This is a genomic window from Bradyrhizobium diversitatis, from assembly GCF_016031635.1.
Lineage (GTDB): Bacteria > Pseudomonadota > Alphaproteobacteria > Rhizobiales > Xanthobacteraceae > Bradyrhizobium > Bradyrhizobium diversitatis.
Genome location: NZ_JACEGD010000011.1, coordinates 237424 through 250978, shown reverse-complemented (window position 1 = coordinate 250978; position 13555 = coordinate 237424). Strand labels below are relative to the sequence as shown.

General features: G+C 64.3%; 16 protein-coding genes and 1 pseudogene. 6 read left to right on the top strand and 11 right to left on the bottom strand.

Features of this window, described 5'->3' with window-relative positions; translation table 11 throughout:
* Positions 1 to 49: 49 nt before the first annotated feature.
* The 3 genes from H1B27_RS13255 to H1B27_RS13245 form a co-directional block, all read right to left on the bottom strand.
* On the bottom strand, positions 50 to 652 hold the full coding sequence (locus tag H1B27_RS13255; protein ID WP_197966345.1) for a PepSY domain-containing protein: 603 nt from the start codon (positions 650 to 652) through the stop codon (positions 50 to 52).
* A 249-nt stretch (positions 653 to 901) separates the two neighbouring features.
* On the bottom strand, positions 902 to 1648 hold the full coding sequence (locus H1B27_RS13250) for a TetR/AcrR family transcriptional regulator (protein WP_061881856.1): 747 nt from the start codon (positions 1646 to 1648) through the stop codon (positions 902 to 904).
* A gap of 135 nt (positions 1649 to 1783) precedes the next feature.
* Positions 1784 to 2992 carry a patatin-like phospholipase family protein gene (locus H1B27_RS13245; RefSeq protein WP_197966344.1) on the bottom strand — a complete coding sequence of 403 codons (1209 nt, stop codon included), beginning with the start codon at positions 2990 to 2992 and terminating at the stop codon, positions 1784 to 1786.
* Between the two features lie 194 nt (positions 2993 to 3186).
* Between H1B27_RS13245 and tgt the strand changes: the two genes are divergently transcribed.
* Entirely contained in the window at positions 3187 to 4332 is a 1146-nt protein-coding gene (gene tgt, locus H1B27_RS13240; RefSeq protein ID WP_197966343.1) for a tRNA guanosine(34) transglycosylase Tgt, read from the top strand.
* An 18-nt stretch (positions 4333 to 4350) separates the two neighbouring features.
* Here tgt and H1B27_RS13235 read toward each other — a convergent pair whose 3' ends face one another.
* Positions 4351 to 4569, bottom strand: coding sequence for a hypothetical protein (locus H1B27_RS13235; protein ID WP_061881748.1), 219 nt, complete (start codon positions 4567 to 4569; stop codon positions 4351 to 4353).
* Positions 4570 to 4791: 222 nt separating this feature from the next.
* On the opposite strand from H1B27_RS13235, the gene cysK reads away from it, so the two are divergent.
* Positions 4792 to 5769, top strand: a complete 978-nt coding sequence (cysK, locus tag H1B27_RS13230; protein WP_197966342.1) for a cysteine synthase A — start codon at positions 4792 to 4794, stop codon at positions 5767 to 5769.
* A 3-nt stretch (positions 5770 to 5772) separates the two neighbouring features.
* Positions 5773 to 6012, top strand: a complete 240-nt coding sequence (locus H1B27_RS13225) for a BrnA antitoxin family protein (RefSeq protein WP_061881746.1) — start codon at positions 5773 to 5775, stop codon at positions 6010 to 6012.
* Positions 6013 to 6096: 84 nt separating this feature from the next.
* Here the strand turns inward: H1B27_RS13225 and H1B27_RS13220 are convergent, their stop codons facing one another.
* Together H1B27_RS13220 and H1B27_RS13215 are read right to left on the bottom strand one after the other, a co-directional pair.
* The gene (locus H1B27_RS13220; protein WP_197966341.1) at positions 6097 to 7515 is read right to left on the bottom strand and encodes a caspase family protein; all 1419 of its coding nucleotides are present in this window, start codon (positions 7513 to 7515) and stop codon (positions 6097 to 6099) included.
* A 201-nt stretch (positions 7516 to 7716) separates the two neighbouring features.
* Positions 7717 to 8592, bottom strand: a pseudogene (locus H1B27_RS13215) (DMT family transporter).
* 150 nt (positions 8593 to 8742) lie between these two features.
* Between H1B27_RS13215 and H1B27_RS13205 the strand changes: the two are divergent.
* Positions 8743 to 9141: a RidA family protein gene (locus H1B27_RS13205; protein WP_197966339.1), complete on the top strand. Its 399-nt coding sequence runs from the start codon at positions 8743 to 8745 to the stop codon at positions 9139 to 9141.
* 49 nt (positions 9142 to 9190) lie between these two features.
* Here the strand turns inward: H1B27_RS13205 and H1B27_RS13200 are convergent, their stop codons facing one another.
* The 3 genes from H1B27_RS13200 to H1B27_RS13190 all read right to left on the bottom strand — a co-directional run bounded on the left by H1B27_RS13200 (position 9191) and on the right by H1B27_RS13190 (position 10791).
* Complete coding sequence (locus H1B27_RS13200) at positions 9191 to 9736, bottom strand: hypothetical protein (RefSeq protein ID WP_197966338.1); 546 nt, start codon at positions 9734 to 9736, stop codon at positions 9191 to 9193.
* The gene (locus tag H1B27_RS13195) at positions 9681 to 10031 is read right to left on the bottom strand and encodes a hypothetical protein (RefSeq protein ID WP_197966337.1); all 351 of its coding nucleotides are present in this window, start codon (positions 10029 to 10031) and stop codon (positions 9681 to 9683) included. The genes H1B27_RS13200 and H1B27_RS13195 overlap by 56 nt, the downstream gene beginning before the upstream one ends.
* Before the next feature lie 172 nt (positions 10032 to 10203).
* Positions 10204 to 10791: a formyltransferase family protein gene (locus H1B27_RS13190; protein WP_197966336.1), complete on the bottom strand. Its 588-nt coding sequence runs from the start codon at positions 10789 to 10791 to the stop codon at positions 10204 to 10206.
* 477 nt (positions 10792 to 11268) lie between these two features.
* On the opposite strand from H1B27_RS13190, the gene H1B27_RS13185 reads away from it, so the two are divergent.
* Positions 11269 to 11487 (top strand): hypothetical protein, encoded by a 219-nt coding sequence (locus H1B27_RS13185; RefSeq protein ID WP_061881740.1) that lies wholly within the window; start codon positions 11269 to 11271, stop codon positions 11485 to 11487.
* 67 nt (positions 11488 to 11554) lie between these two features.
* Here H1B27_RS13185 and H1B27_RS13180 read toward each other — a convergent pair whose 3' ends face one another.
* Together H1B27_RS13180 and H1B27_RS13175 are read right to left on the bottom strand one after the other, a co-directional pair.
* Entirely contained in the window at positions 11555 to 11857 is a 303-nt protein-coding gene (locus H1B27_RS13180; protein WP_028136298.1) for a hypothetical protein, read from the bottom strand.
* A gap of 110 nt (positions 11858 to 11967) precedes the next feature.
* The gene (locus tag H1B27_RS13175; RefSeq protein WP_061881739.1) at positions 11968 to 12195 is read right to left on the bottom strand and encodes a hypothetical protein; all 228 of its coding nucleotides are present in this window, start codon (positions 12193 to 12195) and stop codon (positions 11968 to 11970) included.
* 261 nt (positions 12196 to 12456) lie between these two features.
* Here H1B27_RS13175 and H1B27_RS13170 point away from each other — a divergent pair, with 261 nt between their 5' ends.
* The gene (locus H1B27_RS13170) at positions 12457 to 13542 is read left to right on the top strand and encodes an AI-2E family transporter (protein WP_061881738.1); all 1086 of its coding nucleotides are present in this window, start codon (positions 12457 to 12459) and stop codon (positions 13540 to 13542) included.
* Positions 13543 to 13555: the final 13 nt, after the last annotated feature.

The following is a 13555-nucleotide window of genomic DNA, read 5'->3' as shown; positions in this document are numbered from 1 at the left end:
CGGCCGTCAATGGCTTTTCGCCCCGGTTGGGACCGGGGGAAATTCGTCGCTATCGGGCCCGGGCGCCCGGCGGCTCCAGGATGACCTCCTTGAGGTCGTCGCCGCTGATCACCACGATCGCAAAATTGAGCCGGCCGCGTTCGCGCACGAGGCCGCCGCTGATGGCCTTGCCCGAGGCTGCGCGCTCGGCGACGCGCACGGCATCGGCAAGGCGGTGCCTGATCGCACCGAGCGCTGCGAGGTTGCTGCGGTCCTCGTTGTCGAGCTCGCTGAGGGGCAGGGCGGCCTCGCCACCGACGAGCTCGCCGGTCGCGGCATTGATGGTGTGGCGCCAGATCCGGTCGTTGTGCAGGGTCTTGACCCGGTAGACAGGGACGCCTGAAGCGCCGTCGAAACTCACGTCGGCGGTGGTGGCGCCGGCATGGCGGGCTTCCGCGATCGCCATGGCCTGGCTGATCGTGATCGACGAGCTGCGGAAGCGTTCGATCTCGCGGGTGACTGCCTGGCGGTCTGCTTCGGCATCACCATCTATGTCGTTGTGGAGCGCGGTCGGCGTGTCCGCGGTCACGATCGCCTGCGACGGCGCGGCGAGGAGCAGCGCGGGCAAGGCGATCGCAAGCAGTTGCAAGGTCCGTCGTCTGGCTGTCGTCATGCTCGAAACCTTCGGCCTGCGAGTGTGCCGGATGAACGTAAAGAATTCGCGGCCGGCCTGGGCAAGGCCGGCCGCGGAACGCCACGGCGGGCTCTGCCTGCCGTGACGATCGAAGCGGTCCGGACCTCTTCGGGGCTGGTGAAAAAGCGGCCCGTACCAACTTATAACTAAACAATACCGTATCGTTTTGTTTCGGTCAATGCCGTTGCGACGGCCCCTTGGGGGAAAGAGCGTCAGTTCACGGAATCGTCAGCGGGAGGAGCGGCGGCGTGCCGGACCCTTTGCGGCGTCCCGGACCCGGTCGGCAGGACCCAGGGCACCGGCAAGGAACAGTCTGATCGCGATGCGCATGCGCTTTTCGGCCGATTTCGGCTCGAGCGCCGTTCCGAATGTCGCCAGGCGGTGGGTGTGTCCAACGACGACGTCGAGGAACACCTCGGCTGCGATGGTGGTGTCTTCGACATCGAGCGCACCTTGCGCCACCAGATGGTCGAAGAAGCGCGCGGTGGTGGCGACGGCCTTGAGCCAGCCTTCCTCCTTGCCGAGCTTGGCGACGTCGGGGAAGTTGATGGCCTGCGACGTCATCATGCGGCTGAAGGCGACGGCGTCGGGGCCACAGGTGAATGAGAGCATCTCGCGCCCGATCTCGACCAGCCGCTGCTCGACCGAGATGTCGGCGGCGCTGCTCAGCTGGGTCTCTGCCGCGGCCGACAGCGGCGCGAGCCAGCGCGCGATCTCCCGCCTCAGTACGGCCGCGAACAGCCCGCGCTTGTCGCCATAGCGCGAATAGACCGTGGGCTTGCTCACCCGGGCCGCTTCCGCGACCGCATCGAGCGAGGTCGCCTCGAAGCCGCGATCCAGGAAAAGGCGGGTGGCGACCTCGATCAGCCGCTGGTCGCGCTCGATCGCGGCTGACTTCGTCGGCCGGCCGCCGCGGGATTTCGGCACCTCGCGCCGTGGTGCTGCCGGTTTTGTCCTGGTCGCAGTCAATCCCATGCCCAATGATTCCTGCGCGGTCGTGATATCGGTCATTCGCTCTATATCGCGCAGGAGCGGAGGCGTCATCGCGAATCTGGCCGAATTGGCCATATCGTCAACGGTTTCGGTATTACCTCGTTCCGTCACGCGCATTCACGGAAGCGTCGAGGTCCAGGCCTGGCCGGATGCAGCCTTCTCGTATCCGTACTGATACAGCGCCCGCATATAGGTGGTATCGAACCCTTCGGACGGCGGGGCGGGGTAGTCGCGCGCGATGTAGGAGAGATGGAATCCCAGTCGGTTGCGCTTGGCGAAATCGTACGTCGAGAAGATGATCGAGCGCGTCTGCGATTGGGTGATTGCCGACAGGCTGCGTGAGGCAACGTCGATGGTGCCGTTGGAGACGAGCTCGAAGTTGCGCTCGATCTTCTTGTTGACGAGGATGTAGATGTCCATCATCGCACTGCCGGGCATGCGGCCGCTCTGGAACAGCAGGGCTTCCGGCAATGTCAGCACCGGGGCCGTCACGCCGCCGTCGACATGCATCTCCTGAAACTTGCGGCCCTGGCCTTCGGCATCGATCATGATCGGCGGAAACACCAGGGGAATGCTGGCCGAGGCCGCCATCACGTCGCGAAACAGCTTCAGGGCCTCAGGCGTTCCGACCGCGGCGATCTTGCCCATGTCCCAGATCGCGGTGCGCTGGGTGTCGAGGTCGGTCGTCACCACGAGCAGCTTCCTACCCTTCGCATTTTCGCGCGCGACTTGCGCCAGGATCTCCGGACCGACATAGCGCGCGACCAGCTCGCGCAGCCGCGTGTTGCCGAACAGGCCGGATCCGAACAGCACGCGCATGATGCTGGGATCGTTCAGGAGGCTCTCCGCGATGCCGCTGGTGTAGACCTCCTTCAGCGTGTCGTCATATTGCGGGCCGAGGAACGCAAACGGCGCGATCAGGCCGCCGGTGCTGACGCCCGAGACGACGGTGAAGGTGGGGCGGGTTCTCGCCGCGGTCCAGCCGTTGAGCACGCCGACGCCATAGGCGCCGTCGGCACCGCCGCCGGACAGCGCCAGATAGGATCTCGTCGCGGTGCTGTTGGCCTTCTCGAAGCTGAACTTCGTGACGGGATCGTCGGCGTAGCGCCGGAGGCCGTCGATATCGAGCACGCGCGACGTGCTGGCTTCCGCGGCCGTATAGGGCGTGCGGGGCAGGGAGGTGCAGGCGCCGAGCGCCAAGCTGCACACCAGGACCAGCGATCTGGTCAGGCGGACGATAGTCTGCCTGATCCGGTCACACGTGGAGACGGATGCGTCGGTCGAACATGAAGGGGTGGGCATTGTCGGTGGCTGGCGATCACGCATGTACGACCGCCGGCAAATTCGCCTGCGGCATCCCGTCCAGTCCCCAAGACAAAACTACACGGTATCGTTTTGTTTGGCAAGGGTGGAGAGCGCCGATCCCTCGTGCGAATTGCTGTCCCAGTCTGGAGCATAAATCGGCGGGAGCGCGGTCTGGCGGGTTGATCGGCCTGCCCCGACACGCAATAAGCACCGCCATGAATCCGGACAATGATCTCCCCAATCACTTTGAAGTGCTCGCCGCCGATGGGGCCGCGCGCACCGGGCGGCTGACCACGCCGCATGGCGTTGTGCGGACGCCGGCCTTCATGCCGGTCGGCACCGCCGGTGCCATGAAGGGGATGCATTGGCGCGAGGTGCGCGATGCCGGCGCCGACATCGTGCTGGGCAACACCTACCACCTGATGCTGCGTCCGAGCGCGGAGCGGATCGCCGCGCTCGGTGGATTGCAGCGGTTCACCGGCTGGAACGGACCGATGCTGACGGATTCCGGCGGCTTCCAGGTGATGTCGCTGGCGGATTTGCGCAAGGTCAGCGAGAACGCCGTCACCTTCCGCTCGCATATCGACGGTGCCAAGGTCGAGCTGTCGCCGGAGCGGTCGATCGAGGTGCAGCGTTTGCTCGGCTCCGACATCGCCATGCAGATGGACGAATGCGTGCGGCTTCCGGCCGAGCGCGCCGACATCGAGCGCGCGATGCAATTGTCGCTGCGCTGGGCCGAGAGAAGCAAGCGCGCCTTCGAGAGCGCCCCGGACGGCTACATGCTGTTCGGTATCGTGCAGGGCGGCGACATCCCCCAACTACGTCATGCGAGCGCCGAAGGCCTCGTTACGATCGGCTTCCATGGCTATGCGATCGGCGGTCTTGCGGTTGGCGAACCGCAGGCAGTGATGCTGGCGATGATCGACGAGACCGCACCATTGCTGCCGAGAGAACGCCCGCGCTACCTGATGGGCGTCGGCACGCCGGACGACATCCTCGAAGCCGTGAAGCGCGGCATCGACATGTTCGATTGCGTGATGCCGACGCGCAATGGCCGGCATGGCGTCGCCTTCACGCGCTTCGGCCAGGTGAATCTGCGCAATGCGCGCCACGCCGACGATCCGCGTCCGCTCGACGAAGAGAGCTCATGGCCTGCGGCGCGCAACTACGCGCGTGCCTATCTGCATCATCTCGTCAAGGCGGGCGAGACGTTGGGCGCGATGCTGCTGTCCGAGATCAATATCGCTTATTACCAGTTCCTGATGCAGGGCATCAGAGGTGCGATCGCGCAGGGACAATTTGACGAGTTCTATCAGCGCACGCGCGAGGACTGGGCGAGGGGCGACATCGCCCCGCGCTAGATCAGTTGCAAGTCAACATCAGTTGCAGGTGAAGCGTTGCTTCAGGGCGTGCTTGGTCACGAAGCCATAGCCGCAATTGTCGCAGGTCCAGAGATAGCTGATCATGTGGTCCGAGACGTAGGCTGAAGCTTCGGCGGCGACCATGGAGTCGGCGCAGACGGGACACGTAGGCAACTCGCTGCAACGCGGATCACGCCTTAGCGCTACGGTCGACATCACTTCAGCAACCGCTGACATCGTGGTGACCTCCCTGCTTTGAGACCTAAGTCTAACATAAGCAGAATCAGTTGACGAGGTCGCAACACAAATGCGTAGGTTTTCTGATTTTACCGCTCACGTGATTTTGCGATGCAGCGTATTTAACATGTGCCGCATTGTCGCTTGCGTGTCGCCGCAAGCTGTCTGTAACTGCGCAATGGCCGCGATGGAAGTGCAGATCGTTGCCACAGGGAGTTCATCATGGACGCATCTTCCGCTACGGGTGCAGCGCACCAAGCCGGCCGCGGCCGGATCTATGACTCGATCGTCGACGCGTTCGGCAACACGCCCATCGTGCGCTTGCGCCGGCTGCCCGGCATGCACGGCGTAAACGCGACCATTTTGGCAAAACTTGAATATTTCAATCCTGCAGCAAGTGTGAAGGACCGCATCGGCGCGGCCATGATCATCGCGATGGAGAAGGCGGGCATCGTCAAGCCCGACACCGTGCTGATCGAGCCGACCTCCGGCAATACCGGTATTGCGCTCGCCTTCGTGGCGGCCTCGCGCGGCTACCGGCTCAAGCTGGTGATGCCGGAGTCGATGTCGATCGAGCGGCGCAAGATGCTGGCTTTTCTCGGCGCCGAACTGGTGCTGACGCCGGCGGCGCAAGGCATGAAGGGCGCGATCGCAGCCGCCGAGGAGCTGGTGAAGACGACGCCGAACTCGGTGATGCCGCAGCAATTCAAGAACCTCGCCAATCCCGAGGTGCACCGCCGCACCACCGCGGAGGAAATCTGGAACGACACCGGCGGCAACATCGATTTCTTCGTGGCCGGCGTCGGCACAGGCGGAACGATCACTGGCGTCGGCCAGGTGCTCAAGCCACGCAGGGCCTCGCTGCGGGTGATTGCGGTCGAACCGGAGGAGAGCCCGGTGCTGTCCGGCGGACAGCACACGCCGCACAAGATCCAGGGGATCGGCGCCGGCTTTGTTCCTGACATCCTCGACCGTTCCGTGATCGACGAGATCGTGAAGATCAACTCGACGACGGCAATCGAAACCTCGCGCGCGCTGTCACGGCATGAAGGCATCCCGGGCGGCATCTCCTCGGGTGCGGCGATTGCGGCCGCGCTGCAGATCGGCAAGCGTCCGGAAGCGGCGGGAAAAACCATCCTGGCGATCGTGCCGTCTTTCTCCGAGCGCTATCTCTCGACGGCGCTGTTCGAAGGAATCTAGCAGATGGCGGATCAACCGAGACGACCGCGCACGCTTGGCGATGCCAGGACGGAAGCGGAGGCGGCGTTCAAGAAGGTGACGGCAAAGGTCGCCGTGGCGCCGCCGAAACAAAGCGCCGTTCCCGGCATCAAGGAGCAGGTCACCCTGCGCATCGACCAGGACGTGCTGGAGTTCTTTCAGGAGGGCGGTCCCGGCTGGCAGGACCGCATCAACGAGGCGCTGCGGAAAGCTGCGGGGAAGTAGGCACCAACTCGACACCACTGCGAGGACGACCAAAGAAAAAAGCCCGGCGTGAGCCGGGCTTTGTGTTGTCGATCTCGCCTCGGCTCAGCGGCGGAACATGCCGCCCATCATGCCGCCGACGACACCGCCGACGAAGGCCGCACCGGCGGCGTCGCCGGGGCTGCTGCGGTGTTGCGGAGCCGGCGCGCTGCTGGGAGGCGGAGCGCTGGCGCGCCGGGCTGGCTTCTGGCTGGTGTCGCTGGCGGCCGCCGGGGCAGCGACGATCTCCGCGAGCAGGGCCTTGTGCTGGTTCTTGTTGAGATAACCCGACGAGGGATAGCCGCGCGCGGTCTGCCAGCGCTTGAGCACGGACCGCGTCTCGTCGTTGAATACGCCAGTCTGCTTGGTGTCGAACCCTAGCGCCGTCAGTCGACGCTGCACGTCGCGGCGTTTGTTCTTGTCGAGGCCGATCTGGTCCTCCGTGACTTGCGTGGCTTCGTCGGTGAAGGTCGCAGGATCGACGCCGGCGTTGAGCGTGCGGGTCGCGGTCGAGGCGCCGCTCTTGATCGCCGCGAGGCGCGCCAGCGCCAGCGCCTTGAACTGGCCGTTCGGGTAGGCGGTGAGGTAGGCGTTGAGCTCTTCGGGCTTGTTGGACTCCTTGACCGAGCGCCAGTATTCGAGCTCGACACCATCCCCGGCCGCCGCCGGCACGATGCCGGACGCGGTCGGCGCCGCATTGGCGACCTGGGTCGTCGGCGCCTGATTGAGATAGACGGAGCCCGTCAGGTTGGTGTGGCCCCAGGGCAGCTGGCCTTTGCGGGTCTCTTCATTGACCTGGGCGCGCACCGACGTCATCGCCTGCTGGATCTCGACGCCGGGCTTGGTGATGTTGTCGATCAGCGCGCGGGTGAACGGGCTGTTGTTACCCTCCTGGCCGTCGAGCGCGGTCTGGCCGGGACCGGTGGCGAAGGCGATCAGGGTGCCTTCACCGGACTTCATCTCGGCGAGACCGCTCTGCACGTTGACGCTGCGCGTCGCCGCGTTCGACTTGATCTTGGCGGCGAACGGATTGTCGCGGCAGGCATCGAGGAAGACGAGCTTGACCTTGGCATCGCCCATGGTCTGCTCGAGCGTCAGGTCGATGTTGATGGCGGCCCCTAGCTTGACGTCCATCTCCGATTTGATGTCGGCATCGACCGGGAGAAGATAGTTGGTGCCGCTGACGGCGATGCCGTGGCCGGCATAATAGAACAGCGCGATGTCGGAGCCCTGCGCCTTGCGGCCGAAATCGAGCAGCTTCTCCGTCATCTGGTCGCGGCTGAGATTGGAGCCTTCGATGACCTCGAAGCCGACGTTGCGCAGCGTGGCTGCCATCGCCTTGGCGTCGATCGGCGGGTTCGGCAATTGCGCGACATTCTTGTAGGAGCCGTTGCCGACGACGAAGGCGACGCGGCGGTCAGCCTTTGCGGCACCGATCGACAGTGCCATGCACACCAGCGAAGTGAGGAGGGTGAGATAGCGCATTCTGAAATCCCCAGAATCGAATTGCAGGCAGCAACAAATTGGCAACGAACCTACACGAAGTGCCCGACGTCACGCCACCAAAACGGCCGGTCCGCTGCGTCAACCCGCTGCTGTGTGGCCGAATGTGCACGATGGAGTGCCCCTCCAACGTGATCCAGATCACACGGCCACTTCGTTTTGTCGCGCGAGGCGGCGCGAGGTTCACTGCGCGCGAGCGACAACGGGCGAAGCGGGCTTCAAATTCAGCAGATTACCGCCCAGGATCAGCGCCGCGCCGAGGACGGTCCAGGCGTCGAGCCGCTCGGAATACAGGAGCCAGCCGGCGGTCGCGGTCAGGGGGACGCGCAGGAAGTCCATAGGAACCACGATCGTCGCGTCGGCGTAGCGCATCGCGCTGGCGAGGCAATAATGTGAAAATGTGCCGCAGACGGCGATCACGCCGACCCAGGCCCAGACATAGACCGATGGCCAGGTCCAGACGAACAATGTCGGAACGAAGCCCGCGGCCGATTGTACCACCAGCATCCAGAACAGGATCGAGAGCGCGCTTTCGGTGCGGGTCAACGATTTGACCAGCGCCATCGACACGCCAAATCCCATGGCGGCTCCCAGCGCGATGAGCTGGCCCGGATTGATCTCCCCGGTCGCGGGTCGGACGATGACGATCACCCCGACGAGTCCGAGCACGATGGCGGCGATCTTCCATGGCGTCATCCGCTCCGACAGGAAGCTTGCCGCGAGGATCGCCGTCCAGATCGGCATTGTGAACTCGATCGCCACCACCTGGCCGATCGGAATCAGCGTCAGCGCAAAGAACCAGCCGAGCTAGGCGACATAGTGCACCAGGTTGCGCCCGACATGCTCCGTCAGGCGCGATGTCTTGAGCACCTTCAAGCCGCCCGCGCGGTAGATGATCGGCGAGAGCAACACGAAGCCGACCAGCGACCTCACTTCCATGATTTGAAAAACATTGAGTTCGCGCGTCGTCTCGCGACCGGCAACCGCCATGACCAGCATCAGCGACAGCCAGCCGGCCATCCACAGTGCAGCCATCGTTCTGGACGGTGTCGCGCTCATTGGGGCAGGATGCCGGAGGAAGGAAACACGAAGGGACGGCCGGTATCGGCGACATCACCGGCGTTTGCAACGGCCAAATCAGCGGATGCAGCGATGCAGGGTGCGTGGTAGGCATCTCTGGACAACGAGAAGATCGGGAGAGCGTCGCTCATGCATATCTTGCAGCCGGCCGAGTGGAAAAAACCGCGCGGCTTTTCCCATGGGGTCGTAGTCGAGGGGCCAGGGCGCTGGGTGGTTCTGGCCGGCCAGACCGGCGGCGACGAAGCCGGCAATTACGCGTCCGACATGGCAGCGCAGGTCGCGACTGCGCTGAAACGGATCATCAAGCTCCTGGGCGAGGCCGGCGCCGGCCCCGAGCACATCGTCCGCCTGACCTGGTACCTGACCAGCCGCAACGAGTATGAAGCGGCTGGTGCTGGCATCGGTGCGGCCTGGAAGGAAACGCTCGGACGAAATTTCCCGCCCTCGACGCTGCTCTATATCGGCGGCCTCGTGGACGACCGGGCCAAGGTCGAGATCGAGGTCACGGCGTTCGTGCCGGGTGCATAAAAAAGACCCGGCGAGACCGCCGGGCCGATTGTGATAATTGTGGTCCGCCTTAGCGCGACATCGAGATGTTGGCGCCGCGGAACTGGCTGTCCGCGCGCATCGTGACGGTCTGCTTGTTGCCGTGCGTCCTCAGCGCGATGTTGGCGTTGAAGCCGGCGGCAGAGGCTACCACCTCGAAGTTTCCGCCGCCACCGCGGCCCTGGAGCGAGCCGGAGATGTTGCGGCTGGCTTCGCTCCAACTTCCCGTAATGGCATTTCCCGCCGACTGAACGTTGGCGGAGAGGATGAACTTGTAGGCGTCGCTGGCGCAGGTCAGCGTCATTTCCATTGTGGGGCCGACGGGAGCGTATTTGGCCCGGCAACGGATGCGTTCCGTCGATCCGTCCTCGAGGCTGACCGTGCCGCCGCCGCTCCAGCTTCCTGCCATCGGAGCGAATGGACCGGATTGCGCCTTGCTTTCGGAATTGGCGGCCGCAGCCGCAAACAAAACGGAGGCCGCGATCAACAGCCGCCGATTTCGGGCACGAACCTGCGTTGGTTTATTGGCGCGATGCTTCCCAGCGCCCGCTGCAAGGTATGCCTGCTGATGCTCCATTCCACTTCCCCGATCCGGCGTTGCCGTTGAGTTGACCGTTGGCATATGCACCATTGATCGAAACTTTCACAAGTCCCTCGCGGCCGATGGTGCCGGAAACGTTAGCGCCGGGCGCGGTGATCTTGCCATCGGCAACCGTCAGCATGGAACTCGCGGTCGGCTCGCACGAGCCGCTCTTGGTCACGATCGTGACGTGCCAATTGCCGTCATAGGGGCTCTGGGCGAAAGCGGGGGCGGCGAGGGTGCCTGTGAAAACTGAAGCGGCACAGAACACCGCAATGCGACCAAAACGCATAAATCCCATCCTTGAATTTGTCTGATATGCTGACGCTTATTCGGACGAAATGTGACGGAAATTTGTTGCAATGCCAAATCGAAAATTGTTCCTGTTGGTACAATGGTTTATTTGAGATTCCGACTCCGATTTTCGAAGCAGAATCAACGCGGGCTCACATTAAGGGTAAACGTCAGGACAGACTCGGCGCGGAGGTCGCGAACTGTTCGTCCTGGACTTTGGCAGGCAGCGCCTTGTGGACCTTGGCGTAGTCGATCACATCGGCCAGCAGCTTGAGCCCGAGCGGCGCCAGCGCGCGCTCCCAAAGCTCCCGTGCGGTCTCGCCCCTCTTGACGAAGCACCAGTCCTGGGCCGCGATGGCGCCAGCGTCCATACGGTCGGCGAGATGATAGATCGTGCCGCCGGCGATCGGATCGCCTTCCTTGATGGTCCATTCCACGGCGGCCTTGCCGCGATGGCGCGGCAGCAGCGAGGGATGATATCCGATCCCGCCGAGCTTGGCGGCGGCGAGCGCGTCCTTGCCGATCCGGGCGTGGCTGTGGGCCGTGATGATCAGATCGGTGTCGGGGGCAATCTCGGCAGCCACCACCAGCTTCGGATTGGCCTGGACCACGACTTCGATTCCGGCGGCCCTCGCCGTCGCGGCGAGGCGATCCTCGGCATCGGCTACCACGACCCGGACGACCGAGACGCTGTGCTCCCGGAGCATGTTCAGGGTGGTCACGCCGAAATGGCGGGAGCCGACGAGGGTAATGCGCATGGGTGTCCGATCCGTTTCGCAACTGCGTCATTCCCCGATAACACGTCAGCACGCCCTGTCACCACCCGCGCCGCGTTTGCGCGGGTTATCAACAATGCGCCGGGCGCGAGCCGCCGGTGCACCTATTTCTGCGTCACGGACTAGCGTTGCCGCGCCGCCACGGTCGGACGATAAGTGACCGATAAGCGGTTCCTGTGTTTCGATTTTAACAAAGATGTCCTTGATCGGCTGATAATGTGCCCCGACCGGGGCTGGCTACATTTCAACCCGCATCCATTTTCGAACCCGGCTTAGGCCGTCGGCGTGATCGCCGGCGGCCTTTTCACGCCACGCATCACGAAATCGTCCGGCGGTAACGCGATCTCAACCAGCTTGGCGTATCGACGAATCCGTCGCGGATTTGTATTGCGTACCGCGACACTGAAAACATCTGCCGGCGTGGGCGCGCAGCCGGGCCTTTTCGACGGGACAGATTTCATGCCGAGCGCAATCGAGCAGATCGTCGACGCCTATGTGCGTCTGAAGAACCGCCGCGGGCTCGACGAGCTGATGATGCACCGGCAGCGGCTCGCGGTCGACCTGAAGAGCAGGTCTGGCTATGATTTCAGCCTGCCGATTGGCCAGATCGACGAGGAGATCGCGATCATCGAGGCGGGACTCAGCCGGCTCAAGGCGGAGAAGTCCACGGCGACCTAGTGGTCTGCGGCGCGTGCGCCTGACATGTCTGCGCGCTGACCGATGGCGGGTCTAAAATGTCTGTCGCTCAATCGCGACGGCCGCCGTCGATGACCGTGAACAGCGGCCGCGCCGGGGTCGGCTCGACCAGCAGCTCCTCCACCAGCGCGGTTGCCGCATCGACATATTTGCGCGTCGGCTTGTCGAGAGGGCGCCTGGCCTCGTCATCGAGCGCGACCTTCGCGGCCTCGACCAGCTTGCGCATGCGTGCCGCGTGGTCGTCGCCGGCCGTCAGCGTCGCGCGTGCCAGCGAGCGCAGCACGAACAGCTCGCCCTCGAGGCGGAGCAGACGGTCGTTGAGCCTGGTCAGGACGGCGTTGAGGTCGGCCATGATTGGGGTTTGGCGCGGAGGATCCTTGCTGATCTAGCTAGCGCCGACCGGTGAACGGAGTGCAAACGGCGGCGGTGCAATTGGGCGGATCCTGCGACGCTGCGGACGGCTTACCACCCGACGCCCGCCCAGCGCTTCCCGAACACCGGCGGTTTCGTCTTCACGGCCTGCCAGCCGAAGAAATGGTGCTTGCCCGACCAGGCGTGCACGACGCCGCTACAGATGCCGCACTTGAAACTGCCGGTATGGGCCTCGCTGTGCTCCTCCCTGGTCGCGGTGTAGTTCATGCCGCAACCCGCACAGGTGAACTCTTCAATCGTCCAGATGCTGTTGGCCATTGCACAGAATGCGTTTCGGTGACCTCGATCCACGATAGCCGCCAGCGTTTGCAGCGGCGTAAACCGGCGCGGGGAAATCCGGTTAACGGTCGTTAGCCAAGCCGGGCTGGGGCGCAGGCCGGGATGGTGCATCATCGTCGCGCGATGGGGGCCTGATCGAGGCGCGGTCGGTTCCGGTCGTCTTGACGCCGGATGCGTTGCTGGCAATAACGGCCGGGCCGTGCAAGCGCCGGAAGCTGCGTTCATGCCGCAAGGAAAGCCGTGCCCGTGAAAAGTCTCCGTCAGCTCCTGACGGGAGAGGATGTCATCCAGCTCGTGATCCGGCTTGGCCTGCTCGCCCTGCTGATCATCTGGACCTTCCTGATTATCCGCCCGTTCGTGCCGATCCTGGCCTGGAGCGGCGTGCTCGCGGTCGCGTTCTATCCGGCGTTCAGCTGGGTCGCCAAGATCCTCGGCGGCCGGCCCAAGACTGCAGCAGCGATCCTAACCCTGATCACGCTCGGCATCGTCATTGGTCCGGCGACTTGGCTCGGTATCAGCGCGGTGGACGGCGTGCGCGAGCTGGCGCACCAGCTCGGCACCGGCGACCTCGCGCTCCAGTCGGCGCCGGAGCAGCTCAAATCGTGGCCCCTCGTCGGGCCCTGGCTCTACGAGCTCTGGGACCAGGCCTACAACAACATCCGGGCGGTGGTGCGCGAGGTGGCGCCGTATCTCCAGCCACTGGCAGGCCCGCTGCTCTCGCTCGCGGGCGACGCCGGCCTTGGCACGCTGCAGTTTCTCGTCTCCGTGTTCGTGGCCGGATTCCTGTTTCCGCACGGGCCGCGCCTGGTCGGCGCCGGCCGCAGCTTCCTGTTCCGCATCGTGCCGGAGCAGAGCGAGCATTTCCTCTCGCTTGCGGGAGCGACCATTCGCGCCGTGGCGCAGGGCGTGATCGGCGTCGCGATCGTACAGGCGCTGCTCGCCGGCATCGGATTCAAGCTCGCCGAGGTGCCCAGTGCGGGCCTTCTCGCCTTCATCGTGCTGCTGCTCTCGATCGTGCAGATCGGTGCCTTCCTCGTGCTGCTGCCGGTGATCATCTGGATCTGGACCGCCAAGGACGTCACCACGGCGTTGCTGCTGACCGTGTTTTTCGTCCTCGTCGGCTTCATCGACACCATGCTGAAGCCGCTCGTCATGGGGCGGGGACTGACCACTCCGACCATCGTGATCTTCGTCGGCGTGATCGGCGGCACGCTGGCCCACGGCATCGTCGGACTGTTCATCGGGCCGATCATCCTATCGGTGGCCTGGGAGATCATGATGGCCTGGATCAGGACCGAGGATCAGGCGGAGGCGGGCGAGGGCTGATCTCGCGGCCCGA